The following is a 23944-nucleotide window of genomic DNA, read 5'->3' as shown; positions in this document are numbered from 1 at the left end:
CCAGTGGGAGATTGGCTGAATAATTTGAGCGGTGCTGATCAGCCGCGCTTTCCGGCAAGGCTGACTGGACCGAGCGGATAGGGCACATCATGTTGTGTGACCCACTCGCGGAAGCTGGCGCGAGCGCCAGTGAAGCCAAGCATCTTCCAGCCCACCATGTCCCGGTTTCCGCCATACATGGGATCGGAGAGATACCCTTCGCGTGTGTTCTGCAAGAGAAAAGCAAAGAAGGTGGCGGAGGGGAGGTCGGGTATCCCGGCGGCTTTAAAATCAGCTCGTCCATTTTCCAGGTCGGTTAGCAGCGCATCTTGCTGCTCTGATGAAAGGTCAGTGAATTCCTGTCCCGTTTGTTGCTTGGCATGGTGACGGGCGCCTTGAATCCCCAAGCGATAGAGTTCTGCAGGTGTGTGGGGGAGCTGATACCCAAAGACGGGATCGGCGTTCGGGTGAAAGGGGCCTTGCATGTACCAGTCGCTCGCCTGCCCGTAGTCTCCACTCAACTCCTTGTCGATGAAAACTGGGACGTTGGCCGTCAAGGCCCCGGCACCATGTTCATCTTCAGGTATCAGGCGATCGGTGGCGGAGAGAATGAATTCCCATTCTTCCTCGTTGAAAAACGCAGGAACGTACTGATGAAGAGGTGGGGTCGCCGCATCCGACGACTGGCTGAACAGCAGGCTTGGAGCCAAGGTGACGGCAGGGATGACGGTCAGTGAGTTCCGCATGAACTCACGGCGTTTCTGACCTTCGGAATCGAGCGACATATTGCCTCCTTGAGCGCGGTGTGTCGGTGACTCGCTCAACTTTCCAGCGAGTGTTCAACGCGATATCTGGCTGACTCCTTCGGGAGCGGGGCACACCATATGACGACTCTTGCCGCCTCTCTTCGACGTCACTCCTGTCATGGGGTGGTGATGCCTAGAGAATGCAGAGGGGGTGTCAGAATACTGTGCTGAAATATTAGAATAACATCATGATTGGTTGCATTTGAGAGGAGAGGGTAAAGAGTTGGTGTGACGCAGCGTTGCGTTTACCAGTCTGCTAGGCGTGAGAGGCTTGTCGGCAGGTAATGGTCTGTGGAGTGATTCAATACTTCTAGACTCCAACGTGATGGGTAAGATTGCCCTCTCAACGAAAGGTTACCTGACCCAGGAAGTGTCGTGCATTCTTCTGTCGCTTAACGTAGAAAGTTTCTCGCCTAAAGTTAGGTCAAGGTCATCCGATGCTACTAATTAGTGTCTTTGGAAGCTGGTGAAGCTGATTTTCTACGCAGGATCACCCTATTGGTGGAAGCCGCGAGAAGTCATGCTGAAAGAAGACTTTTTTTAGAGTTATGCAATCTCCCAAAGTACAGCGCTGGTAGTAATATCGTCGATAACGATAAGTTATGACGTTGAAATATTGTAGCTTTCTTGATATTGGCTGCGACAAAGCAAGACGCTGCATGGAGGCTTGGGAGTGAACTGGAAGCATCTAAGCCAAAGGCTTGAAAATAAGCCATGGTGGGGCGACTTGATGTTCTAGGTTGTTAGGCCCCAGGCTGTGCAAAGGCACAGTTTCAGTCAGCCCTGATGATATTATTTTTTTGGCGTAGTCACCAATGAAGCGATTGGGTCTCTGGTGTTGTATCTGTCTGCTCACAGGGTGGTCGACTGTGATACGTCTTACGGACCGGCAGGTTTGGTGGTGTAAGCGCTACGTCATGCTTGAAGTCATGGGGTGGCGGTCAGAGAAGGGATGCTCCTCACCAACCAGTGAAGTCTTTAGATCGGTTGCAAATCCTGTGGAAAACTTGGTGCTCTTGAATGCTTCAGAGTATTTGCCAGCGGAAAGCTGCTAGGAACGCCTCAACCGAGTGGCTATGCCCGAGTCCCAAAGTGAGAGTCTTTAACTACTGTCAAAAATATGCGTGTCGCTGAATTTCGTGAAATGAGTTGATCGGACAGCTGAAATGAAACGCTACCCGTTATCATGGCTTACCCAGCGTTTTGATATTTGTGCGGATGACAAGATCGGCCTTCATTGCCTTGGCAATTTCACGTCCGTAGGAGACTGCCGCCTTCTGTGTGGTGAATAACTGAGTGGGATGATTGCGTTCATCGCTCTTGACGAGCCATGCCCCTGATTTGGCTATTACGAAGACAGTACGAAACATAGTTAACTCTCATGTAAAATGGCGATCTTACATTAACGTATTATGAATTAATACTAAAGTTTTACATTCCCCCCTTTTGTGAATATTGGATGCTGGTAATGATTCTATTAGCGTAAGTTATCTTGTCGTGTGTGGCGCATAATCTTAGATAATTTTAGAGGCTTGATTTTTGCCTAGTGAAAATCCTGGATTCATAGAATAACCGCAGCACTTTGGACCGCACGGTAGAGGCAGGAGGGCCAGCGCCGGTACCCTCTCGGGCTCTTCGACGCCAGGTGTGGAATTAGTGCCCTGGAATGGTCCAGGATATGGGGCCCCGAACAGACTGGAGAATTGACATGGATGGTACTCAGATCCTGACCCTTGGCTTGGGCTTGCAAGCGCCTTGGAAACTCAAGGACCAGCATCTGGATACCACGTCATCTCCGCATCGTCTCGAGCTTTACTTGGAAGCCGACCGGGGGAGCCTTTATGCCTGCCCGGAATGCGGCAAGGCATGCCCGGCGCATGACTTTGCGGACAAGTCCTGGCGACACCTGAACTTCTTCCAGCATCATTGCTATCTCCATGCTCGCGTTCCTCGCACCCGGTGACCAGAGCACGGCGTCAAGCGAGTCGAGGTGCCCTGGGCTCGCCCTGATAGTGGCTTCACACTGTTGTTTGAACAGGCTGCCATGTCGTTGGTCAGGGAGATGCCTGTGCTCGCCGTCTCTCGGCAATTGGAAGTTACTGACAAGCGTCTATGGCGCATCGTGCATCATTACGTAGGCCGCATGCTGGGAGACCTGGGTCTTTCTCAGGTTGCCAATGTCGGGGTAGACGAAACGGCATCACGTCGAGGGCAACGCTACGTCACCGTATTTCTCGATATGCAACGCCAACAAGAGCCGGTGATCTTTGCTGTCCAGGGACGTGGCAAAGAGACGATCAAGGCGTTCAGCGCCTTTCTAGAGGCACATGGCGGCGCCCCGGGCAATGTGGTTGAAGTCGTGTGTGACATGTCTCCGGCCTTCCTCAATGGCACTGCGGAACATCTCCCTGATGCTCGAGTGACGGTTGACTGGTTCCATATCGTGCAGACGTTCACCAAGGCGTTGGATGAAGTGCGTAAGCGGGAACGTCGAGAAAAAGCCCATCCCAAGGCCCTGCGCTGGGCAGTGCTGAAAAACATGGATAACCACAACCTGACGGAAAAACAGCTGGTCGCTCTCCGCGAGCTGGTTGCTGGTCAAGGGGCTACCGCGAATGCATGGATCATCAAGGAAAAGCTGAGATGGATTCGTCGCGCACCGACAGCGCGCGGGGCTCGTTGGCGCATCACGAATTACCTCAATGTGATGCGTGAGGCAGTCGCCGGCCACACGCTTCTCAAGCCAATGGCAAAAGCCTTCAATACGTTGGAGCGACATGCCGACCAGGTTGTGAGGCGCTGGCGCTCAGGCCTGACGAATGCACGACTGGAAGGCATGAATGGCCTTTTTCAGGCTGCCAGATCTCGGGCTCGCGGCTACCGAAACGAAAGCAATTTTATTGCGATGATCTATCTGATCGGCAGTCCCGTGGGGCGCATGCTGGATGAAGTCAAATCCACATGAAACGTCGAAGAGCCGGTTCAAGAGAGGTATCAGACACTGATTGATGATGTGTCGCCGATGGACTTTGCGCTCGCCGCTCTTGTGAAGGGTGTCGTCAATCGATGAAGTTTTACGCACTGATGTCGCGTCTTTCATTGGGGTATCCCTCGGGTCGAAATCCTGAAAAATATCTTGGTGCTGACCCATCTTGATCAGCCATTTCGACCATACGAGAGTTCAAAGATCTGGGAAGTCGATCTACAATAAGTGCCCGGGGTCGAGGATGCGTAAGAGAACGTGTCGTGCAAGGTCTTCGGCGGGTCCGCCTATGAGTGCAAGACGGCGCTCGGCGGCGTGGAAGTTTGCTGTGAGCAGCCGGTCAATGTCTCGGCCAAGGACTACCTGGCGATGATTATGGTGGTGCCGAAGGTCGACGAAGCCATCATGTCAGCCGATTTCGCCTCTAGTCGTTTGGCGACACGTTCCAAAGTGGCTACAACACCCTCCGCGACCCGGTCGTAAATTCGTGGAAGCGATTACCGAGCCACTGACCAGCATGTACGACAACACTATTGGTGCGGTGAAAGAGGTTGTAACGGAAGCGCTGGATAGCTTGATCGAAAAGCTTAAAGAACAGACCCAGAAGGTGACCTCCGAAATCATCGGTAATATGGCGGGGCCGGATGCCGTGGCGGCTGGCGGGCAGGCCAAGCAGGGGAGAGCGCGGCCCCGGAAGGAGTCACCATGATGGGTGCCGCAAGCACGCTGATGGCTATCTACGGCTACTATGCCCTGGCCCTGGACACCATCAAAATCGTCTGGGCGTGTGAGGAATATGAGTTCATGCTCGCCGCACACCGAGAGTGTGGTAATTGCACCTATGTCGGCTCCTACTGCAAGACGGAGGTGCTTGGGGCATGCATCGAGAAGCGCAAAGGCTACTGCTGCTTCAAGAGCCCGATGGCGCGCATCATACAAGAGCAGATCCGCCGGCAGATGGGGCTTGAGTATCCAGATTTGCAAGACTTTGGCGATGCTGAGGACCCGGAGTGCGGGGGTATCCCCCTGGACGTCTTGAATGCAGTGGACTGGGACAAGGTAAATCTTGACGAATGGACGGCAACACTCGTGGAAAATGACCTCTTCCAGGGGGCGCCAGACAATCTGACAGTTGAAGCCCTGACCGGTTAGGGTAACTGGCTGGGCGCTGGGGATGAGGGCGAAGAGTCCCGCCCCGATGTCATCGAGCGGACTGGCGAGAGGATGGGGGATCTAGAGTTCGATGAGCGGTATCAGGAAGCGCGACAAATATACAACGTAGAAACCAAGTAAAAAGAAGCCCCGCCGAATTGCGGGGCTTCTTTTATGGGGTTTGGAATAGCAAGCGCTTCCCCTTGTTCAACATATAAGGGTAAGGAGTCGTGATCCCGTAGTCTGTCTCCGGTGGCAAATAAATATAGAAAGTTCCGGGTAGGTTTTCACTTAGTTTGTTATATGCAGCTTCGTAATCGAAGCTTTCATTTGATGATAAGAATAGTATCTGAGACAAAGTATCAATTGAATTCAACTCGACGGCACTATAATAGGGGGCGTCTTTCAGCTTGAATAAATCACGATTCTGATTGTTAGAAATTGATTCGAACGCTTGTCTGTTTACCCACTCACCGGCAATGGTAGACTCATTAGCTCGTGGGATTGTAAGGGCCAGTCGGACAATGCATTGGTCTGCAATCTGGCACCCTAGCTCCTCTGAGGTAAATGAATACCCTGTATAGCTCATATATCCTAAAGTACTCACGGGAAGTGAGCTAACACTGCCCTCTGCACCCACGGTATCGATCAGAGAATCCTTAACGATACCAATGTAGTCGTTGATAGCTGACTGTCGATCACCACCAGCAGCGTAGGGAATGCTTGCGAATAATAATGGATGCTTGTGACGGTGCTTTGGCTTATTAGGTTTCATCGCCTGGATCACAGATGCGGATTCGGCTACATCCGACAAGTCACTGGAAGTCAGGAGGGTGGCAACGGATAGAACGTCAAAAATGGTGCTTTCTGTTCTATCATAAGTCGCTTGAGTACCATCCACAGCATCGCCGACATCATGCTGTGAAACAAAAGCATAATCTTTCATCAGATTACTAGGCAAAGAATATTCTGAGTTGTAAGTTTTCTGGGTGTGCATAGAACAGCCTTGAAGTAGGCTTACAAGCATGACCGCTGATAAAGCTTGGAGTTTTTTTATGTTGAGCATTTTGGGTGTCCCTTGATTGTTCTGCCGTAGTGCTATTCCTTGTATATTGACTTACTTATACATTCTGTCTAGTCAATATACAAACCCCCTCGAGGTAGAGGGGGGAGAGAAGAGCTCTCTGGCGTAGCAGCTAAGCGTCCAGCGACTGCTTCTTGAGGTGCTCGTCCTGTTGGCGACGCTTCTTCTGCCACTGCTCTTTCTGTCGCTGCTGGCTCTTCTGCACTTCGGCCGGCGGCTTCTTCTCTGAAGTGGACCCCAGAATTCGGATCAGGCGCTAAACTCTGATCAGACCGATCAAGAGAGCTTGATCATGAGCAGGAAGCGTCGACAGTACAGCAGTGAGTTCAAAGCCCAGGCAGCCCTTACCGCCCTCAAGGGGGAACAGACCATGTCGGAGATCTCGGCCCACTTCGAGATCCACCCAATCATGGTGAGCCAGTGGAAGTGCGATCTGTTGGACAACGCCACCGGCGTCTTCGAGGGCATGACTTCCAGTAAAACCGCCCAGAAAACCCACCCAGAACCTCCCCTGCCATCAAAGGCAGGGTATAGCAAGAATCGCTATCCGCCTGCCCCAGCATTTTGACTCCGCAAGGGGTAGCGTCATCATGTTGGAAGGGCAACGTCTTTCTCTCGATTGCTGTGCAGGCATAAAGTGTCAGAGGGGCGAAGGAGCGAGGTAATAGCGCTCCTGAGAGAAAGAGCAACACACGGCTTTCCCGATCCAAGGGAAGCGCTGACACTGAGGAGCGGGCGCTACAGGCGACGATCTGGAGTGAATTCGACTTCTTCGACACTCTGGGCCAGCGCCAGAAAAGCGGGGTGCTCTGGATTAACGAGGTAGTTCGTTTCTCGGGGCGCGACCACACTCGGAACCGCCAGAACTAGGCTCGACTGTCCCTCAGGCCAGTCGTCACCGATCTCGGCTGTGGAGGGTGGCGCCGGCTCAGCTCGCCAATCTGCTGGCAGAACGTCCTCCGGGAGCTGCATTAGCACCTCCTCCCGGAATGTCGCCTCCAGGAGCGCATACTCCTTCAGCAGTTGATTGTCTTCCAGGTGAACCATCACCTCGAGCATGGCCAATGACTCTGTGCTCGCGAGGTACACACAGGCCTTACCTTTGCTGTTCCAGCGCCCGCCGTACAGCCAAGCCCCTTCCCCATCAAAGGCTGTCTTTAGCCACTTCCGCTTAACGAGCCGATAACCGCGCACCACAGTCATGCAAAGACGCCATGCTCAAGTCGGCCGATCAGATCTAGAACGGCTTCGGCGCCAGCAGTGGTAGCCACCATCTCGACCGGTCGACGGCCCCCCAGCCCACGCACGGGGCTGAGCAACCATTCTTTCGCCTTCGCCTTGTCGCCCTCGAACAGGTCCACCGTGTTCTTGTACACCTCAGCGAAACGGTAAAGCCGATCGCCCTCGGCAGATTTGAAGTAGCCAGTATCGGCACGACGCTTCAGGGTTGCCGGAGGAATGATCACATACCGTGCCAACTCCTTGCTCTCAAGCCCGGAGATCTCAGTGAGCTTGGTATAGACTTTGTACGAGATGCCGGCACTCAGCGCTTCATGCAGCTTGGCTCCACGCGAAGGAATACCCAGAGCTCTCCAGAAACCGTCCTTCCGAGCGGCTGGTTTTGGGCGATACTCTTTGATAGTGGCTTGCATAGCTCTCTCCCGTGACTTCATCTGATACCTCTTCAGGGTATCAGATGATTCATTCGCCAGTATCTCGTACCGTTTGTCGGCTTCCTGAGGTAGTACTAGCCGTAGGCCAAAACCTGAACCGGCATCAGACAGAAGAACACGAACGTCGCCACCAGCCTCGCCAACGTCCACGCGATATCGACAAGGGTGCCCGAGCGGATATCAATCTCGTTGTAGGTCATCACTCTGCCGTTGCTTCCTGAAGTTTGACGCTATCAATCACAGGTTAGCGGGTTTACGGAGAAGGGGTTGGGCGAGGTTCGGGTGTCCATGGCCTACGCGCCCCCAGAATGCCCGCGCGCTGGATGATCTCGGGCACGAAGGCTTCCTGACGGTGCGCCATGATATGCACGCCGCTCACGCCCTCGATCTCCCGTAATTGCTGGATCATCTCGATGCAGATATCACGGCCCTCCGCCTTCTGATCCCGGGCTCCCTTCAAGCGCTTGAGCACGTCATCCGGGATATGCACGCCAGGAACATGGCGGCGCATCCATTCGGCGGTACGTGCCGAGGCCAGCGGGCCGACGCCGGGCAGGATGAAGCATTTCTCCACCAGGCCCAGATCACGAGCGTGATGCATGAAGTCCTGAAAGCGTGGGAGGTCGAAACAGTACTGTGTCTGGATGAACTGAGCCCCGGCGGCGATCTTCTTGGCCAGACGTTGAGGGCGAAACGCGAAAGGCGGGGCAAAGGGATTGGCGGCGGCACCCAGAAATACCTGGGGGGCAGAGGTCAGTGATCGCCCGCTGGCAAAGGCGTGCTTGTCACGCAGTCCGGCGACGATTTCCAGAAGCGACAGGGAGTCGAGGTCGAACACCGGCTTGGCCTCGGGATGATCCCCGACCTGCACGCCATCCCCGGTCAGACACAGCAGGTTGCGGAGGCCCAGCGCTGCAGCGCCCAGCACATCGCCTTGGATGGCGATGCGGTTTCTGTCACGGCATGAGATCTGCATCACCGTTTCATAGCCTTCACGGGCCAGCAGGGCACACATCGCCACGCTCGACATGTGGCAGTTGGCGCCCGAGCCATCGGTGGCGTTCATGGCATCCACATGGTTGGCAAACAGCTGCGCGCGTGCATGCACCTCCTGTGGGTCGGCCGAGTCGGGCGGTGCCAGCTCGGCAGTGACGGCAAACTGACCACTCCTGAGTACTCGCTCCAAGTGACCGACGTTGCCATCGCGCTCGGTAGGTGGCGGTTGGGTGTTGTCCGGGATAGTGAGTCTGGAGGTCATTTCAGGCTCTCTCGACGTTCAGCGGCTTGTCGGGCTACGCGCAGCCAGGATGAAGTGCCCTGCAGGCGATGGTCCACCGGCAGCTGAACGATCTGGATCGCATCGCTGTCCTTCATCCGCTGGTTGCCTTCCCAAGCTTCCACCCAGACGCAGCGCTTGTCGGGCTCGACTTCACAGTTGCCGTTTTGCATGACACCGCCGCAGGGGCCGTTGCGCAGGTGCTTGGGGCAGTTCATGGAGCAGGACATGCCGGTCGAGCTCAGAATGCACTGGCCACACATCTGACAGTCAAACAGCAAGCCCTTGCAAGCTTGCTCCAGCTTGGCGACGGGCTTCTCGGCGCGTGCGTAACCGATGGACTTCCACAGCGGCTGCAGTTTGATGATCACCGGCTCGACAGCCTGATAGGTGAGCTCCAGCAGTCGCGCGTGACGTGCGGCCCACAGACGAATCGAATACAAGGATGTCTCCTGTCAAAACCTGGCGGGGGTAACGCCCTGAGCGTTTCAAAGCGTTATCTTCGCATGGCCGCTACCCGAGCCGACATCCCGTGGGCGACAGAGTCACGTCCGAAAGGCACAGGCCAAGGCTCAGGCGACGGGGCAGGAAGGGCTCATCGCTCGGCGCCGAGGCTTTCAATGATGAAGCTCTCCATGGCCTGTGCCGCTGGCGACAAGCTGGCGCCTTTGCGGCGAATCAGGCCCACTTCGCGACTGACCCGTGGTTCAGCGAGCTCAATGAACCGCAGGCGTTCATATTCCTGCGGAAACGCCAGGCGTGGCAGCGTCGTGATCCCCATCCCGGCGACCAGCGTGGCGGTCAGCGAAATCATGTTGGAGATATACAAGGCGTGCATCTCAAGCAGTGACTCGGCCGCTGTGCCCTGCAACAGCCGCGAGGTGCCATTGCCGATCAGGGATTCGGTCTCCAGTGCTTGCCATGTCAGGGTCTGTCGCTCGGCAAAGGGGTGATCGTCACGGCATACCACGCCGACTTCGTCATGAAACAACGGATGAAAGCGCAGTTCTTCCTCTACCCCCCACAAGCTGGTGATGCCGATATCGACCTGACCGCTGATGACTTGCTCGCGCACGAAATCGGCGTTGCCATCATGAAGGCCGACCTTGATCCCGGGATAACGACTGACGAACTCGGAGAGGAGTTTCGGCATCAGCCGGCTGGCCACTGAGGGCACCACTGCCATGTCCAGTTGGCCTGCCTCCTTGGCGGCGCGCGCCTGTAGCTCGCGACTCAGACGATCATGCTGATTGATCAGCTCCCGAAAGCGCGGCACGCAGTAGCTGCCATAGGGCGTCAGAGTCGCCTTGGCTCCCTTTTCAAACAGTGCTTCCCCCAGACGGTTTTCCAGCTCGCGGATGGCCATCGACAGGGCGGGCTGCGTGCGATGCAGATAACGAGAGGCAGCATGGAAGCCACCATGATCTACCACTGCCAAGACATAGCGCAGCGGCGTGATCTTCAGCTCTGCGACCATTGCGTCGATCCTCTTCATGATGGTAAGGGAAATTTATCATAGGGTATTTATTATTGATTATCTTTATCTCTCTGGTCCTCCTAGTCTGTTGTCACCGCGTTCAAGGAGGTTCACATGTCACACCACACCACTACCGCCACTCACGCCGCTGCTCACGATCTCTACATCGATGGTCAGTGGGTCGCAGGTCAGGGCAGCATCGCCAATCTCAATCCGTCCGATACCCGTGATGTCATCGGCCATTATGCGCAGGCCAGTGTCGGTCAAGTTGCCGATGCCATCCAGGCGGCCAAACGCGGCCAGATACAATGGGCCACGTCAGGTCTTGAGCAACGTTATTCCGTGTTGATGGCCATCGGTGATGAGCTAATTGCCCGCAAGGCGGAACTGGGTGAGTTGCTGGCGCGTGAAGAGGGCAAGACCCTGGCGGAGGGAGTGGGTGAGGTGCATCGCTCCGGGCAGTTTTTCCATTACTACGGCGCTGAAGTGCTGCGCCAGATTGATGAACGCGCAGACTCTGTGCGCCCTGGTGTTGAGATCGAGGTCCGCCGGGAGCCCGTCGGTGTCGTCGGTGTGATCAGCCCCTGGAATTTCCCGATGGCGACAGCGGTCTGGAAGATTGCGCCTGCGCTGGCCTTCGGCAACTCGGTCGTCTTCAAACCGGCCAATCTGGTCCCTGCGAGCGCATGGGCGCTGACCGAAATCATCCATCGCCAGTCACTCCCGGCAGGCACTTTCAATCTAGTGATGGGCCCGGGCAGCAGCATCGGGGATGCGCTGATCTCCAGTCCTGACATTCATGCCCTGTCCTTCACTGGCTCTCTGGAAGTGGGCCGTCGAGTGGCGGCAGCCACTGCTGCCAATCTGGTGAAATGCCAGTTGGAGATGGGCTCCAAGAACGCCCTGATCATCGCCGATGATGCTGACATGGAGCTGGCCGTCGAGGCCGCCTTCAATGGTGCCTACTCAGGCACTGGCCAGAAGTGCACGGCATCTTCGCGGCTGATCGTGATGGAATCGGTCCATGACGAGTTCGTGGAAAAGCTAGCTGCGCGACTGTCTCAGGTACGTGTCGGTCATGCATTGGAAGAGGGCGTGCACATGGGGCCGGCTGTCGATGCCAGACAGCTCGAGTCCAACCTGTCCTGGGTGCAACGCGCGCAGGAAGAGGGGGCAACGCTGGTCTGTGGCGGCGAGCGTGTGGAATGCGCGACCGACGGCTATTTCATGAGCCCGGCGCTGCTGGTGGGTACCAGCAACGACATGGCTATCAATCGCGAGGAGATCTTCGGTCCCATCGCCTGTGTCATCAAGGTGAGCGACGCAGAAGAGGCCATCAATGTGCTCAATGACACGCACTTCGGGCTCACGGCGGGCATCATCACCAATTCCCTGAAATTGGCCAGCAGCTTCAAGGCGCGTGCCGAAACCGGCTGCGTGATGGTCAATCTGCCGACGGCGGGGACGGATTACCACGTGCCCTTCGGTGGACGTAAGGCCTCAAGCTTCGGGCCACGTGAGCAGGGGCGATACGCGCGCGAGTTCTACACCATCGTGAAGACCTGCTACATCAAGGCGTGAGGAGGCCCCATGTCAAAGACAATGCTGACGATCGATGGCCTGCAGTATTCCAACTGGTCACGCGAGATATTCGAACAGATGCGTGAAGGCGGGCTGGATGCCGTACACGCTACCCTCGTGTACCACGAGACGACGCGAGAGACGTTATCGCGTCTTGGCGAGTGGAATCGTCGTTTCGAGGCCTGGCCTGATCTGATCATGCCCGTGCACGTGCCGAAGGACATCGCGGTTGCGCAAGCCAGCGGGCGTGTCGGCATCATCCTGGGGGCGCAGAACTGCTCCCCCATCGAGGACGACATCGACATGGTCGAAGTGATGCGTGACCTCGGGTTGATGATCATGCAGCTGACCTACAACAACCAGAGTCTGCTGGCCTGCGGGTGTTACGAGGCGGAAGACAGCGGGATCACTCGCTTCGGACGCCAGGTGATCCGTGAAATGAATCGCGTCGGCATGGTCATCGACATGTCGCACAGCGCAGAGCGCTCCACGCTAGAGGCGATCGAGATATCCGAGCGCCCCGTGATCATTTCCCACGCCAACCCGGAAAGCTTCCATCCGGCAAAACGCAACAAGTCCGACAGGGTGCTCAAGGCCATCGCGGAGAGTGATGGCCTGCTGGGGTTCTCGGCGTATCCCTTCCATCTGCGCAATGGCTCCGACTGCACCCTGACCGAGTACTGCGAAATGATCGCCAGAACCGCAGACCTGATGGGCGTCGAGCACCTGGGGATCGGCACTGACCTGTGTCAGAACCAGCCGGTCTCCATTCTGGAGTGGATGCGCAATGGCCGCTGGTCCAAGGACATGGATTATGGCGAAGGCAGTGCCAGCAACGCTGACTGGCCGCGTCCGCTACCCTGGCTGCGAGATAGCCGTGACTTCCCCAACCTGATTGCCGGTTTGCGCAAGGTCGGCATGTCCGAGGACGAAGTGGCCGGCATCATGGGCAAGAACTGGGTCGCGCTCCTCGAGCGTGCCGCGACCCGGCAGGAGATAGCGCCTGCCTGATCGCCGTTTCGCTATGCCATGGCACCTGTGCCGAGCCAGGAATCCTCAGGGTATCGCTCGGCAACAACAACCATAATAAATGCCTGCCAATGACGAGAGTTCGTCAGAGGAATGCCACATGACTTCATCTCGCAAGACCACGACGTCTGCCACGCCGGATGCGTTACCGAAAGGTCAGTACCGCTTTGGCGACCCTGTCGTTCTGACCTGCAGCATCGGGTTCATTCTGCTGTTTGTCGGCCTGTCCCTGTTTGATCTTGAGGGGGTCGCGCAAGCCATCAGTACCGGCTTTGCCTGGACCGCCAGAACACTGGGCAGCTACTTCCAGATTCTGTTGCTGCTCACCTTCTTCATTGCCCTGGGGCTGACCGCTACCCCTGCAGCCAGTGCCCGTATCGGTGGCACGCGAACGCCTGAGCTATCCACCTTCAAGTGGGTGTCGATCATCATGTGTACCTTGCTGGCGGGAGGCGGAGTCTTCTTCGCTGCCGGCGAACCGGTGTACCACTTCTTGGTGACGCCGCCTGCCTTTGATACCGAGCCGGGCACTGCGAACGCCATCGCGCCTGCACTCGCACAGTCCTTCATGCACTGGGGCTTTCTCGCCTGGGCCATCTTGGGCAGCCTGACTGCCATCGTGCTGGCGCATGCCCATTACGACAAGGGCCAGCCCCTGCAGCCGAGAACGCTGCTGTATCCCGTGTTCGGCGAGAAGATCATGAAGGGCAAGCTGGGCGGCGTGGTGGATGCCATGTGCGTCATCGCCGTGGTGGCAGGAACGGTGGGTCCCATCGGGTTTCTGGCCACGCAGGTCAGCTTCGGCCTGCATGAACTCTTTGGCGTGACCAATGATTATTCGACGCAGCTGAGCGTGCTGGTAGTGCTCGGGGTGATCTATGTCACCTCAGCCGTGACCGGCATCGACAAGGGCATCCAGATCATGTCGCGCTTCAACGTTTTCCTGGCGCTGGGTGTGGCGGCGGTGATCTTCGTCTTCGGGCCGACCCTGTTCATGGTCAATGCCTTCACTCAGGGCTTTGGCGAATATCTGAGCTCGTTCTTCACCATGTCGACCATGACGGCACAGAGCGCTCCAGACTGGTGGATGCAGTGGTGGACCGTGTTCTTCTTTGCCTGGTTCCTCGGCTATGGCCCGCTGATGGCGATCTTTGTGGCGCGCATCTCCAAAGGCAGAACCATCCGTCAGATGATCCTAACCGTTGCTGTACTGGCGCCACTGGCTACCGCTGTCTGGTTCACTCTGCTGGGCGGGGCGGGCATCTTCTATCAGTTCACCGGCGTGATTGACCTCACCGAAGCACTCAACAACTTCCAGTTCGATGTCGCGACCCTCACCGTGGCGCAGGCATTGCCGGGTGGAACCGCAATGGCAGCTGCCATCCTGACGCTGACCACCATCTTCGTCGCCACCACCGGTGACTCGATGAGCTATGCGATCGCCGTCGTCAGCGCCGGGCATGACGATCCAAGCCCGCTGGTGCGTGCCTTCTGGGGCATCAGCATGGCGTTGATGGCCGCGATACTCCTCTATATGGGTGCTGGTCAGATCAGTGCGCTTCAGCAGTTCATCGTCATTACGGCCATCCCTGTCTCGCTGGTGCTGCTGCCCTCATTGTGGACAGGACCTCAATCAGCCTTCGCGATGGCACGCGCGCAGGGAATCACCAGCCAGCGGTCCGCCATGCCGGCCCCGGAAGATGCAGGAGAGCGTTGATATGTCTCGCAATCACCAGGGCGCGCGCCTCTCATCCACCGAGCAACGGCTACGGCTGCGGGCACCGGACGATGTGATGCAGCTGGAGCGCCTCGGCAGTCTGCATGCCAGTCGCCTGAGTTTCGTGAGAAGTCTGGTGCGCCAGATGGCACATGAAAAATGGAAGATCACCACGACCCGCTTCGAACTGGATGCCCTCGGTCACGGTGTGGCGATCTACTGCCTGCAGACGCCGAGCAAGCGCTATCACGGCGTCATATTTTCTCAGGCGCTTGAGGATTCCGCACGCTCTGACCGCGTCATCGCAGAAGCCTGGGATGTCACCTTCGGCGTCGTGGAAGGTGATGTGGATGATGCGCTTCTCGAGCAGATGGCGGCCAATGTGCCGTTGCAGGAAGCCGGGCGCCAGCATCCCAGATTGTTGGTCCTTTCACGTGCCAATCGCAGCTTACGTAACTTCGCAAGCTTCCTAGAAGCTTTGAGTGCAGGCCAGCAACCTGATCCTGAGTGGCTGACCCGGGTCGGCTATCTGTATCGAACCACGGCCGTCTATGGCAATGGCAAGTTCGGCATCGCGGATTATGACCGTCTCAAGGACAACGCGGATTTCCATCGGCCATTTTCTGCCCAGATGCTGGGCGTCTACCTGCTGCGTCACTTCTCGATCCAGCAGATAGAGCACATGGCCCGTACCCAGGCACCCGAGACCGCCGCACCTCTGGCAACCTCGTTGAAGCGCTATCTGGGCATCGGCAACTCCACTGGCCTCGGGATGGCGCCGTTCCTGATCAATCATCCGCAGCTGGTACAGCGCTGGGTGGAAAGCCGGGAACTGGCGCTTGCCGAGGTGACGGCACAGGTGCCGGGAGAGCAGGAGCGTTCACGTCTGCTGGCACTCTTGAAGCGCGCCGAGATTCATCTGCGTCAGACGGTCACGGACGATCATGAGCAGACCCTGCGTAACCAGGCCACAGTGGCGTCCTTGCCTGAGCTGATGACATGGCTCGAACTCGTGCCGCTGTCGCCGGAGCTCTGGCAGGAGCTGATCGACTGGAGTCACCAGCAGCATGGGCTTGAGGCCCAGGAGCTGGTGAACACTCTGCTGCTGGAACTGTATCCGGGCATCGTCGACCACTATGAGGACCTGATGGCGGTGGAGGAAAGCCTGGAGCTGACCCCGGACATGCCGTTGGTTCACCTCAAGCAGGTGATCGAAACGCACTACGACTGGGCGTTGCGCTTCGATTTTTCACTCGCCGAGAATCGCCACTGGTTCTGGTATCGCTCGGTCGAGAAGGAGGAGCCCCGTCTGGGAGTCCGCGACAGGGAGGTGGGGGCCGACAAGGAAATGAAGCTGGCGATTGCCCCGCGTGTCGCGGATACCCATGCAGCGATCAGTCAGTACCTGGATGACCACCCTCGTGCCTTGGTGGTGGAATTCCTGATCCATTGCCCGCGCCACAAGGATATCGTTCGCCGCATTCAGAGCATGGCCAGCACGAGCTTTGGCGAGATACGCGCCAATCTGTGGGCGCGGGACATGAAGCCCATGCACTTGCTGCGGACCAAACTGTCGTTCTTCGGTGCCAGTCGTTTCGATCCGAGGTCTGACCGTTGGGTGCGTATCACGCTCTTCCAGGGGGCTCCGCTGGTGGAGGAACTCAACGCCGAGCCGCAGGACCCTGTCGCGTTTGATGATTGGAGCTTCCCGCTGGCACCGCAGATTGCGCGCACGGCGCGAACAGAAATAACCGCCGACCCTAGGCAGGGCAATACCACGACAGTGGGAGGAATGTCATGAAGGTCTCCTACAACGAACTCCACGGCCTGTGTCGCAAGGCCTTTCAGGCGATGGGCTTCGAAGACGGTGACGCCGGTGATGCCGCCGACATGGTGGCCTGGATGCAGCTCTATGAGTTGGAAGGGCTGGCAGCGCTCAATCGCGGACTGCGTTTCTTGCTGGAGGATACTGAGGAGCGTCCGCCGGAAATCGTCTATGCCGATGGCGACCTCGCAATACTCGACAGCCACGGTCACAGCGTATTGAAGAGCTCATCGCTGGCGCTGGAGCTCGGCTTCGCTAAGGCACGTGCGCGTGGCCTCGCTGTCATCAAGATCCAGCATTGCCACAATCGGCAGCTGATCATGGGCTACCTGGCGCGCCTTGCGGGGCGCGGCATGAATGTCACCGCCTTCTGGCGCAACGCCCAGGATGTCGACGAGGCGGTCGGCTGTCCCATGATCGAGCAGGTCGTGGGCTTCAGAGCCAACAGCTCGGTCCCCGAGATACGGGTCTATGCCGTGCGTGAAGTGCCAGAAGAGAATGAGCCCAATGATGGCATCACGCTGGTGATGGCCAACCACGTCGACCTTCTGCCATCCCTTCGCTCCGACTATGACGTCGATCTGCTGGCCTGTCATGAGGAGTCGAAGCTGCTCGCCTGTCGCCAACGTGCCATGCAGGAAGGCATCGAGGTGGATGACGAACTCTGGTTACGCCTGAAAGCGCTTTCGACACGCCTGTTGGTCGAGGCAACGGAAGATTCTCGCAGTGGTGCCGGTGCCGGTTCCACCGACAACGACTGACCTCTCGCGTCCCAATACGCCCCATCACTTCATGATTCGCCGCTCTTACGCCGGCGGGTCATGGAGTGCGCCCATTGAAAGATTCTCGAGGAATAGCCCATGGTTCATCCCGTCAAGACTGATCTGTTTGCCTCTCGTGCGCCCCTGTCGTGGGCGAGTGTCGGCAATGGCATCCTGTTCACTGCGCAGATCCCGATCGATGCCGCTGGCAATGTCGTGGAGGGCGGGATTGCTGCCCAGACCCGCCAGACGCTGGATAATCTGATTCATACCCTGGAATGCGTCGGTGGTGACGCCTCCTCTCTGACTCAGGTGCTGATCTATGTGACTGACCGCGAGCACCTGGCGACAGTCAATAGCCTCTATGCAGAATACGTGCGAGAGCCCTATCCCAACCGGGCTGCCATTATCGTCTCCGGCTTTGCACGCGAAGAGATGCTGGTCGAGATGGTCGCGTATGCTGCACTGGAAGGCGATACAGGCAACCCCGTGTAGAGCCCCCTCTGCAAGAGTTGATCAGCCGAATACCATCGCTTAAAGAATAAGCGCTCCGAGATCCCCTCGCTCGCACATGCCAGGTGCCCATCTAGTTATTGATGGGCACCTGATCTCATTGTACCGGGGCTATCCAGGGCGCAATCGCCTTAGTGTATTCACTGGCGCGCCGCATGGCCTGACGATGCAGGTACTCCAGGCTATGGGCATAGTGCGTCAATGTCTGTTCCGGCGTGCGGTGGCCGATCCAGATGGCGAGTTGATACAGCAACATGCCACGTTCCCGGCTATCTTCCCCGGCATAGCCCTGAACTCCCTCAAGAAAGCGTTTCAGGGGCGCTTTTTGCAAGCCCCAGGAGCCGTGCTCCTGCAAGTCATCGAGAATGTTTCGATTCTGTGCCGCTTCAAGACGGATCAGCCACCAGCTAACGGCTGCGTGACGTAACGAGTGAAAGTCGATAGCGTTTCCCAGCACATCTCTCATGGCGTCGATCGCCGGGGCGATCAGACCGGCGTGATTGAAGGCCAGACCGCTGTCGCTCGGGCCGAACAGGGCGATGTCAGAGAGGGCCGTCGTGGGGAAGCCTCGCCGCCGATATACCCACCATCCTGCCAATAACTGAATATCTCCGAAGAATGTCAAAAGGTGCAGCGGAAGTACGCGTCGGGCTGCAGGAGTCTTCCCACCGCGAATATAGACGCGGCACTCAACCTTGGGCAGTGATCTCAGCTGCTCACTCAATGCCTCGTGAATGATATCCGTATCATGCTGTGAAGGGGGCGAGAACTCTGTGTCAGATAGTCTCGGTGACGGTCCGGCCGGACATTGCTCCTCCAACCAGTGCTCAAGCGAGAAGGTTCCCTGAGGACATTCGATGCGAATGTCTCGTAGCGTCAGAGCACAGACCTCGCTGGCGCGCATCCCCCCGTGGAAGCCCAATGCGATGCAGAGCCATTGCATGGTGGCGTCAGGCGTTGCATCGGGCTTGGCGAGAAGGTGGTCCCGCACCTTTTCCATTTGCCTCAGGGTGGCGAAATGAATTCGCTTGGCGCTGGGGGTTTTACGGTTACCGGATACTGGCGGCTCGACGTCCAGCAAGACTCCCATACTGTGCATGAAGCGGATGAGCTGCCCCATGTTGCCAAGAAAGCTTTGTGTCGTGCTGGCAGACCAGCCCATATCGTGAGGCACACACCAACACATTTCCTGGGCACTGTCGTTGTCCCATTCGTGGATATCGATTGACAAGGCGTAGTCCGCCATTGCCATTGGCAGGCTGCGAGACAGATAGGTGTGCAGTGAACTGACGCGTAGCATGCGAGTTACGCGTAGATCATGAAGCCAATAGAGCACCATGGCCGGATAGCTGTGGCGGATGCCCATGAGTTTGGTGAGACGCCTGCTTGTTTCGAGTAACAGAGCCTCCAGGCGCCTTTTAACATACTCGTCGCTTGTCTTGCGCAGATAATCAGAGGAAATGACACCGATCCATTGCTTGATGATACGTCTTGCCGAAGGAAGCCAGTCGATCGGCCAGGAAGCTCCGCTAATCAAGCGCTGTCCTGGGGATTGTGTCAGCACTGTTGAGGAATACGGAGCGTTCGTTTCTTGCGTTTCGGCTGTAAAAAGATCGACGGTGCTCACCTTTTCGTCATTCACCACAGCCTCAGGCTGGCGGTCGTCGGAATGAGATACCATGACCGTACTGGCAGGAGGGGCCTCAAGCCGAGCGAAGTAGGAGTGGGGCTCATAAAGCCCTTGGGCGCTACTGTAGGGGATTGGATAACGACTGAACTGACTGACCCAATAACCGGGTAACCCCCCCATCACAGCGGCATGGGGCAATGCTCTCAACAGGGTGGTCAGTTTTATTGTCCGACGTTCCTCGATCGTCAGGGGCAGTGTTGTGACCAGGGACGCCAGCTCCTGTCTCATGCGCTCCTTGATGATGCGAATCCGTTCGGTAATCGAGAGATTTTCGTCTCCCTGCTTCTCGGCCAGCAACCATTCGTCCTTGGCGGTGGCGGGTTTCTTGGCTCTCAATGTCTTGAATGCTGTCGCCAGTGTCGACTCCAATGGCAGACGGTAGGCCATCAGGTGAGACGACATGATCCGTGGTGGGGTCGAGTTAGCAGGGATCCAGACCCACTCATTGGGGATATTTCGATCACTCTCGAAGTGACGGCGCGTGAGGCAGGCCAGTGTGACCAGAATGACCTGTTGCCCTAGCCCTGCACGGACACCGAGCTCTACGGCAGCGCGTAGCAGGGAAAAGGCAGTGCCTGAACGACGTAGCTCGCGGATGATCGGCAAGACCCTGGTCGTGTTGGCCAGTGCCTTTGTATCCATTGGCAGCACGCTTTTGCGCCGGGCTAGCGTGGGCCATTGCGGCAGCATCGCCAGGACTCCCGGGCTTTGATTAACCTCTTCCAGAAAGCGGCCGATGACGCCGTAGGCTTCGCGACGCCCTATCGGGCGATGATGGTGAGCCTTTCTCCACCGAATCAGTTCCGTGACCATGGTCTCGGCTTGCGTGTGATTGAGGGCCAGCGTAATACTGCCGGCCTCTGCCGGCACATCGTTGGCGGGTAGGCGCTTGGCGTGACGCTCGATCCAGTACAGAAGGTGCAGGCTTTGCTGGCGTTGCCTGCCTTTGATTCGATCAAGTCGGCGCTCCTCCCATCGTCGCCAAAGCTCCCGCATGTGGTGGGTGCTCATGAACTTGAGGTGCAAGTCAGGATCGGGCCTGGTCAGTAATCGGGTTACTGGAGCATCCTTTTCACGAGCAATGGAAAATATCCAGTCTCCGCTCATGGCAAATCCTTGAGAGGTAGCACCTTGATCCGCAACTCATCGGACAAGTCCCCCAAGAGACGTTGCATCTCCGGCGGTAGGCAGAGGTTGCTGGCATAGGGGGCGTGGCGCTGCTGGCCGCGTTTGACATGGCCCAGCAGCATATCCAGCGTGTTCGCTTTCATTCGCCCATCAAGTGTCTGGGCGACAAAATGACGTGGCGCGTTATCGGGCAGTGCCAGCAGGGTATCGAGTGCACTGCGTGATGATGTGGTCAGCTGCGGTGTCTGATGGCGTGCGCTGATCCAATCTCGCATGTAGATCTGCTGGAAAGGTTTTGCGGTCAGATTGAGGCTTGCCCGGCGTCTTGACCACCACATGGCCAGTGCCTCCTTGTCTTCAGGCCATGACAGCCAAGTCTTTCCCTTTCGTGGCCAGTGTTGCCGCCAGGCAGTCTGCCACGCCTCTAGAGTATCGAGGTTCTGGCAAACCGGGAGAGGTAGCGGGATTACCCGGCTTTCTCTGTAGTGCCCCGAATCTTTGTCAGCGACCCAAAGCAGGCGTCCCCGCCGAGACATTCGCGTAGTGGGGCCGATAGGGCGCAGTCCCGCTGTCATTTGAACGCCCAGGAGCGTGTAGCAGCAAAGGGCGCTATTGAGTTCGATCAAAGCCGAGCAGACATCTTGCGAATGACTTGGCGTACGGGCGGCTTTGGGGAAGTCAGAAAGGCCAGCTTGCACCAGGTCATGTAAGCCCTTCAGTGCTTCTCTGGCCGTATGGAGCGTCAGTGTCACGCTCGAGCCCAAGGCCGTGATGGATTGCCTACCCTTGGGAAGCGCAATCACTTCCTTCGGTGTTGCGATTTCCCACCATACAAGTGATGCGTTCATGAGGCGCTGTAGCTCACGCATGGGCATCTTGCGGTAAGCGGCAGGCGCTGCAGTTTTCAGGCTGAGTTCCCCGTAAAGCCACTCCGCTTCGATATCCGTCTTCGCCATGTTGAGGATATGCTGACGCGCGGCTCTGACAATGCGCTGAGCCGTGGGGGTGGTGCCAGCGTCCAACTCCATGTGTTGCACCAGCCGACGGTTGAGCAGTGTCAAAGTCTTTATCAGAGGCTGAGTTGTCGCTTCACTCAATTGATTGAGTGAAGCCGCGAGTGTGTCCGGTAGTCGTAGAGAGAGTGGTGGACTTCCTGACGGTGCATGAATAACGGGGACGTAGAGTATGCTGCTCTCAGCAACCCACTGCAGCGGTTGGCCACGCGATACCGCCGTAGTGCGGAGCAGCGCTTCCTGCGCTACATCCGTCACACGTATCTGACTGAGACGTACTGGGGCAATACCTGTTGCAAGTACAAGCTGCACTAGCAGTTTGGCATCAGGCGGTAGAGGTAAGGCCAGTATCCTGCGGATCTGCCCCTGAGTCGTGGCGAAATTAGACAGACTTCCCAGGCTCTGCGCGATAGAGGTTTGCTGACGCTTGCGAGCGATTACTCTGCAATCTTCTGGTGTCAGCAGGCTGTCTCCTCTGTGATGGAAGGGGACTTCCTCTTCTTGCTGGTGCGAGATTCTGTTCCGTTCGAGGCTGGCCTCCTCGTCCTCGTCCCCATCCGGGCGCAGCGGTGAATCGAGTATCTCAGGCAGCTCAGGACTGGAGTCAACAGACGAAAAGTTGTGCTTGAAAGAGTCTTGATAAAAGACGGAGCGTTGCGGGCTTCGTTTTGTGTAGCGCGCGCGTCGAGTTCCAGGGGGTGGATTACCGGAGAGCAATTCTTCGGCTCGATTCAAGCGGCTATAAAGCTTTGGCTTATCATTTGCCAGCCATGGCATGCTTTTCCAGGCACTGAGCAACGAGAGACTGGCAGAATGACGCCACACGATCGGGTGCTGCCAACGTGGCAACATGTACCCTAATGCGATACGTAACGTCGACAGGTGTTGGTAATAGATGCTGGGATCGACAAGAAAGCTTGAGTGGTAACCCGCCATGTCGCGCAAAGCGAGGCGAATCAATCGGCGATTGTGCTCAAGGGGGAACTGCTCGCCATTACCTGGCAAGAGTTCGGGATAGGATGTTGAAGCCGTGCCGTGGCATGCAATCTGTATTGCCTGGTTTGCGATGTCTTCTCGCGCCATGGAGGGAGCGAATTTGTCGGGAAATGTCAGGTGGCTATGCAGGGGGTGGCTCTGACGAATCGCCTGTAAAGGACCCGGTGCAAGTGGGAGTAGTCTCAGAAGCTTGCTGATGAGGTCTAGCAATGAAGGATCATTGTCATCCATTACCTGAACATTGGCGGATATCCAGAGGTCCGCTTGGCTGCAGGGGGGGAGGTTGCGCTGAAGAAACGGCCACAAGCGCTGTTCCTCTGAGGCTGTCAATACCTGGTCACCCAGATGATCTGCCCATTGGTGAAGTATTGTCTCGGGGAGCCATGTCTTGCTGTCGGGAGTATCATCCATCATGAGGAGGCCTCCCTCCCTCGTCCAACCGATCGCCAAACAAGTCGTCATCCCTATGGGCCACATGGGATCGGCGAGTTGGTGAGGTGGCTGCCCCCGTTGTGTCTGGGGCGGGGTTCGACGCTACTTGCCACCGAGGCGGGGTCGTCGATTTGGACGATGTGGGCGACATGGGGGCTGATGTCGGTGCCTCCTTTTGTGCCTCGTTCTCCCGTTTTTTCGCGGTAAAGGGTGCCTCTGACACCATGGACTCATCGTCGGGACTACGCTGCCCTTTCGGGCTATGAGCGCGTTGCAGCGTACTCTTGGCCCAGCGTCCTTGGGTCAGGATCATGAGACTCTTGATATCCAGGGTGGGTTTCGATAGCCCGAACACGATACGCGCCAACTTCTCTTCCAGCCCAGGCTTCTCATTGAGCTGCTTGATGAATGCACGGGCTTCCATCACGTGTGATGTGTTGAAAAGCTCCTGAGGCAGCACCTCTGACAGATAGCGCAACACCTCCAGCTCCTCGTAGGTGAGACCTTCACGGTCCACCTCAAACACCTTGAGGGAACGGAAGTTCTCGAGAGATGACTCTCTGAGTTGTCGTAAGAGCATTCCACGGGTGAGCAGCTCGTAATGGCCCTGGGCACTGACAAGCACGATGGGTAGATGGCTGAGCAGCAGACCCTTGTATGAAGGGGCCTTTCCTTTGCGTGGAGGCGGAAGGTAGATGAGATCGCCAAGAGAGCGTCGTGAAAGATTCCGTATCTTGCCTGTGATGGAAAACTCAGCCTCAGGCAGGGGCGTGTAGGTATCGGTCATGAGCTCTCCCTCGCGTCTTATTAATTATCTCATCCTTATAGT

General features: G+C 57.0%; 22 protein-coding genes and 1 pseudogene. 11 read left to right on the top strand and 12 right to left on the bottom strand.

The window, feature by feature from the left end; all coding sequences use genetic code 11:
* Nucleotides 1–38: 38 nt before the first annotated feature.
* Both AC26AR_RS10420 and AC26AR_RS10415 read right to left on the bottom strand, forming a co-directional pair.
* Nucleotides 39–764 carry a gluconate 2-dehydrogenase subunit 3 family protein gene (locus AC26AR_RS10420; protein ID WP_348471782.1) on the bottom strand — a complete coding sequence of 242 codons (726 nt, stop codon included), beginning with the start codon at nt 762–764 and terminating at the stop codon, nt 39–41.
* Nucleotides 765–1969: 1205 nt separating this feature from the next.
* Nucleotides 1970–2155: a DUF2188 domain-containing protein gene (locus AC26AR_RS10415; RefSeq protein ID WP_141392016.1), complete on the bottom strand. Its 186-nt coding sequence runs from the start codon at nt 2153–2155 to the stop codon at nt 1970–1972.
* A gap of 338 nt (nt 2156–2493) precedes the next feature.
* On the opposite strand from AC26AR_RS10415, the pseudogene AC26AR_RS10410 reads away from it, so the two are divergent.
* The 4 genes and pseudogenes from AC26AR_RS10410 to traN all read left to right on the top strand — a co-directional run bounded on the left by AC26AR_RS10410 (nt 2494) and on the right by traN (nt 4920).
* A pseudogene (locus AC26AR_RS10410) lies at nt 2494–3750 on the top strand (ISL3 family transposase).
* 276 nt (nt 3751–4026) lie between these two features.
* Entirely contained in the window at nt 4027–4251 is a 225-nt protein-coding gene (locus AC26AR_RS10405) for a hypothetical protein (protein ID WP_488106978.1), read from the top strand.
* A 34-nt stretch (nt 4252–4285) separates the two neighbouring features.
* Complete coding sequence (locus tag AC26AR_RS10400) at nt 4286–4477, top strand: hypothetical protein (RefSeq protein WP_488106977.1); 192 nt, start codon at nt 4286–4288, stop codon at nt 4475–4477.
* Nucleotides 4474–4920, top strand: coding sequence for a conjugal transfer protein TraN (gene traN / locus AC26AR_RS10395; protein WP_488106976.1), 447 nt, complete (start codon nt 4474–4476; stop codon nt 4918–4920). The genes AC26AR_RS10400 and traN overlap by 4 nt, the downstream gene beginning before the upstream one ends.
* A 172-nt stretch (nt 4921–5092) precedes the next feature.
* On the opposite strand, the gene AC26AR_RS10390 is transcribed toward traN, so the two are convergent.
* Entirely contained in the window at nt 5093–5986 is an 894-nt protein-coding gene (locus AC26AR_RS10390; RefSeq protein ID WP_488106975.1) for a hypothetical protein, read from the bottom strand.
* Between the two features lie 310 nt (nt 5987–6296).
* Between AC26AR_RS10390 and AC26AR_RS10385 the strand changes: the two genes are divergently transcribed.
* Nucleotides 6297–6572 (top strand): transposase, encoded by a 276-nt coding sequence (locus tag AC26AR_RS10385; protein WP_488106974.1) that lies wholly within the window; start codon nt 6297–6299, stop codon nt 6570–6572.
* 170 nt (nt 6573–6742) lie between these two features.
* On the opposite strand, the gene AC26AR_RS10380 is transcribed toward AC26AR_RS10385, so the two are convergent.
* The 6 genes from AC26AR_RS10380 to AC26AR_RS10355 form a co-directional block, all read right to left on the bottom strand.
* Entirely contained in the window at nt 6743–7207 is a 465-nt protein-coding gene (locus AC26AR_RS10380) for an RES family NAD+ phosphorylase (RefSeq protein WP_488106973.1), read from the bottom strand.
* A complete protein-coding gene (parS, locus tag AC26AR_RS10375) occupies nt 7204–7656 on the bottom strand; it encodes a type II RES/Xre toxin-antitoxin system antitoxin (RefSeq protein WP_488106972.1) in 453 nt (150 codons plus the stop codon). Before parS ends, AC26AR_RS10380 begins: the two co-directional genes overlap by 4 nt.
* Nucleotides 7657–7751: 95 nt before the next feature.
* Nucleotides 7752–7880 (bottom strand): hypothetical protein, encoded by a 129-nt coding sequence (locus AC26AR_RS10370; RefSeq protein ID WP_283248921.1) that lies wholly within the window; start codon nt 7878–7880, stop codon nt 7752–7754.
* Between the two features lie 50 nt (nt 7881–7930).
* Nucleotides 7931–8935: a methylenetetrahydrofolate reductase gene (locus tag AC26AR_RS10365; RefSeq protein WP_488106971.1), complete on the bottom strand. Its 1005-nt coding sequence runs from the start codon at nt 8933–8935 to the stop codon at nt 7931–7933.
* Entirely contained in the window at nt 8932–9396 is a 465-nt protein-coding gene (locus AC26AR_RS10360; protein WP_141392004.1) for a methylenetetrahydrofolate reductase C-terminal domain-containing protein, read from the bottom strand. The genes AC26AR_RS10365 and AC26AR_RS10360 overlap by 4 nt, the downstream gene beginning before the upstream one ends.
* 152 nt (nt 9397–9548) lie before the next feature.
* The gene (locus AC26AR_RS10355; protein WP_054556197.1) at nt 9549–10430 is read right to left on the bottom strand and encodes a LysR family transcriptional regulator; all 882 of its coding nucleotides are present in this window, start codon (nt 10428–10430) and stop codon (nt 9549–9551) included.
* Between the two features lie 114 nt (nt 10431–10544).
* Between AC26AR_RS10355 and AC26AR_RS10350 the strand changes: the two genes are divergently transcribed.
* The 6 genes from AC26AR_RS10350 to AC26AR_RS10325 all read left to right on the top strand — a co-directional run bounded on the left by AC26AR_RS10350 (nt 10545) and on the right by AC26AR_RS10325 (nt 17838).
* Nucleotides 10545–12011 carry an aldehyde dehydrogenase family protein gene (locus AC26AR_RS10350; RefSeq protein WP_054556196.1) on the top strand — a complete coding sequence of 489 codons (1467 nt, stop codon included), beginning with the start codon at nt 10545–10547 and terminating at the stop codon, nt 12009–12011.
* Nucleotides 12012–12020: 9 nt separating this feature from the next.
* Nucleotides 12021–13022: a dipeptidase gene (locus AC26AR_RS10345; RefSeq protein WP_169477194.1), complete on the top strand. Its 1002-nt coding sequence runs from the start codon at nt 12021–12023 to the stop codon at nt 13020–13022.
* A 118-nt stretch (nt 13023–13140) separates the two neighbouring features.
* Complete coding sequence (locus AC26AR_RS10340; protein WP_488106970.1) at nt 13141–14757, top strand: BCCT family transporter; 1617 nt, start codon at nt 13141–13143, stop codon at nt 14755–14757.
* A 1-nt stretch (nt 14758) separates the two neighbouring features.
* Nucleotides 14759–16558 (top strand): hypothetical protein, encoded by a 1800-nt coding sequence (locus AC26AR_RS10335; protein ID WP_488106969.1) that lies wholly within the window; start codon nt 14759–14761, stop codon nt 16556–16558.
* Nucleotides 16555–17343: a DUF3726 domain-containing protein gene (locus AC26AR_RS10330; protein ID WP_488106968.1), complete on the top strand. Its 789-nt coding sequence runs from the start codon at nt 16555–16557 to the stop codon at nt 17341–17343. The genes AC26AR_RS10335 and AC26AR_RS10330 overlap by 4 nt, the downstream gene beginning before the upstream one ends.
* Nucleotides 17344–17442: 99 nt before the next feature.
* Nucleotides 17443–17838: a RidA family protein gene (locus AC26AR_RS10325; RefSeq protein ID WP_488106967.1), complete on the top strand. Its 396-nt coding sequence runs from the start codon at nt 17443–17445 to the stop codon at nt 17836–17838.
* Nucleotides 17839–17953: 115 nt separating this feature from the next.
* On the opposite strand, the gene AC26AR_RS10320 is transcribed toward AC26AR_RS10325, so the two are convergent.
* From AC26AR_RS10320 to AC26AR_RS10310, 3 genes are read right to left on the bottom strand one after another with little or no spacing between them, the layout of a single operon-like run.
* Nucleotides 17954–20653 carry a hypothetical protein gene (locus AC26AR_RS10320; RefSeq protein WP_488106966.1) on the bottom strand — a complete coding sequence of 900 codons (2700 nt, stop codon included), beginning with the start codon at nt 20651–20653 and terminating at the stop codon, nt 17954–17956.
* Entirely contained in the window at nt 20650–23097 is a 2448-nt protein-coding gene (locus tag AC26AR_RS10315; protein WP_488106965.1) for a hypothetical protein, read from the bottom strand. The genes AC26AR_RS10320 and AC26AR_RS10315 overlap by 4 nt, the downstream gene beginning before the upstream one ends.
* Nucleotides 23087–23902 (bottom strand): hypothetical protein, encoded by an 816-nt coding sequence (locus AC26AR_RS10310; protein WP_488106964.1) that lies wholly within the window; start codon nt 23900–23902, stop codon nt 23087–23089. Before AC26AR_RS10310 ends, AC26AR_RS10315 begins: the two co-directional genes overlap by 11 nt.
* Between the last annotated feature and the right edge of the window lie 42 nt (nt 23903–23944).

It is taken from the genome of Cobetia sp. PS-4MA (genome assembly GCF_057670765.1).
The sequence above is the reverse complement of the archived record's forward strand: the minus strand, read 5'-3'. Positions and strand labels throughout refer to the sequence as shown.

What these genes read in the sequence shown, in the direction of transcription:
- AC26AR_RS10420 (WP_348471782.1), bottom strand. Translation starts at nt 764, where the DNA reads ATGTCGCTCGATTCCGAAGGTCAGAAACGCCGTGAGTTCATGCGGAAC.
- AC26AR_RS10415 (WP_141392016.1), bottom strand. Translation starts at nt 2,155, where the DNA reads ATGTTTCGTACTGTCTTCGTAATAGCCAAATCAGGGGCATGGCTCGTC.
- AC26AR_RS10400 (WP_488106977.1), top strand. Translation starts at nt 4,286, where the DNA reads ATGTACGACAACACTATTGGTGCGGTGAAAGAGGTTGTAACGGAAGCG.
- traN (WP_488106976.1), top strand. Translation starts at nt 4,474, where the DNA reads ATGATGGGTGCCGCAAGCACGCTGATGGCTATCTACGGCTACTATGCC.
- AC26AR_RS10390 (WP_488106975.1), bottom strand. Translation starts at nt 5,986, where the DNA reads ATGCTCAACATAAAAAAACTCCAAGCTTTATCAGCGGTCATGCTTGTA.
- AC26AR_RS10385 (WP_488106974.1), top strand. Translation starts at nt 6,297, where the DNA reads ATGAGCAGGAAGCGTCGACAGTACAGCAGTGAGTTCAAAGCCCAGGCA.
- AC26AR_RS10380 (WP_488106973.1), bottom strand. Translation starts at nt 7,207, where the DNA reads ATGACTGTGGTGCGCGGTTATCGGCTCGTTAAGCGGAAGTGGCTAAAG.
- parS (WP_488106972.1), bottom strand. Translation starts at nt 7,656, where the DNA reads ATGCAAGCCACTATCAAAGAGTATCGCCCAAAACCAGCCGCTCGGAAG.
- AC26AR_RS10365 (WP_488106971.1), bottom strand. Translation starts at nt 8,935, where the DNA reads ATGACCTCCAGACTCACTATCCCGGACAACACCCAACCGCCACCTACC.
- AC26AR_RS10355 (WP_054556197.1), bottom strand. Translation starts at nt 10,430, where the DNA reads ATGGTCGCAGAGCTGAAGATCACGCCGCTGCGCTATGTCTTGGCAGTG.
- AC26AR_RS10350 (WP_054556196.1), top strand. Translation starts at nt 10,545, where the DNA reads ATGTCACACCACACCACTACCGCCACTCACGCCGCTGCTCACGATCTC.
- AC26AR_RS10345 (WP_169477194.1), top strand. Translation starts at nt 12,021, where the DNA reads ATGTCAAAGACAATGCTGACGATCGATGGCCTGCAGTATTCCAACTGG.
- AC26AR_RS10340 (WP_488106970.1), top strand. Translation starts at nt 13,141, where the DNA reads ATGACTTCATCTCGCAAGACCACGACGTCTGCCACGCCGGATGCGTTA.
- AC26AR_RS10335 (WP_488106969.1), top strand. Translation starts at nt 14,759, where the DNA reads ATGTCTCGCAATCACCAGGGCGCGCGCCTCTCATCCACCGAGCAACGG.
- AC26AR_RS10330 (WP_488106968.1), top strand. Translation starts at nt 16,555, where the DNA reads ATGAAGGTCTCCTACAACGAACTCCACGGCCTGTGTCGCAAGGCCTTT.
- AC26AR_RS10325 (WP_488106967.1), top strand. Translation starts at nt 17,443, where the DNA reads ATGGTTCATCCCGTCAAGACTGATCTGTTTGCCTCTCGTGCGCCCCTG.
- AC26AR_RS10320 (WP_488106966.1), bottom strand. Translation starts at nt 20,653, where the DNA reads ATGAGCGGAGACTGGATATTTTCCATTGCTCGTGAAAAGGATGCTCCA.
- AC26AR_RS10315 (WP_488106965.1), bottom strand. Translation starts at nt 23,097, where the DNA reads ATGATGGATGATACTCCCGACAGCAAGACATGGCTCCCCGAGACAATA.
- AC26AR_RS10310 (WP_488106964.1), bottom strand. Translation starts at nt 23,902, where the DNA reads ATGACCGATACCTACACGCCCCTGCCTGAGGCTGAGTTTTCCATCACA.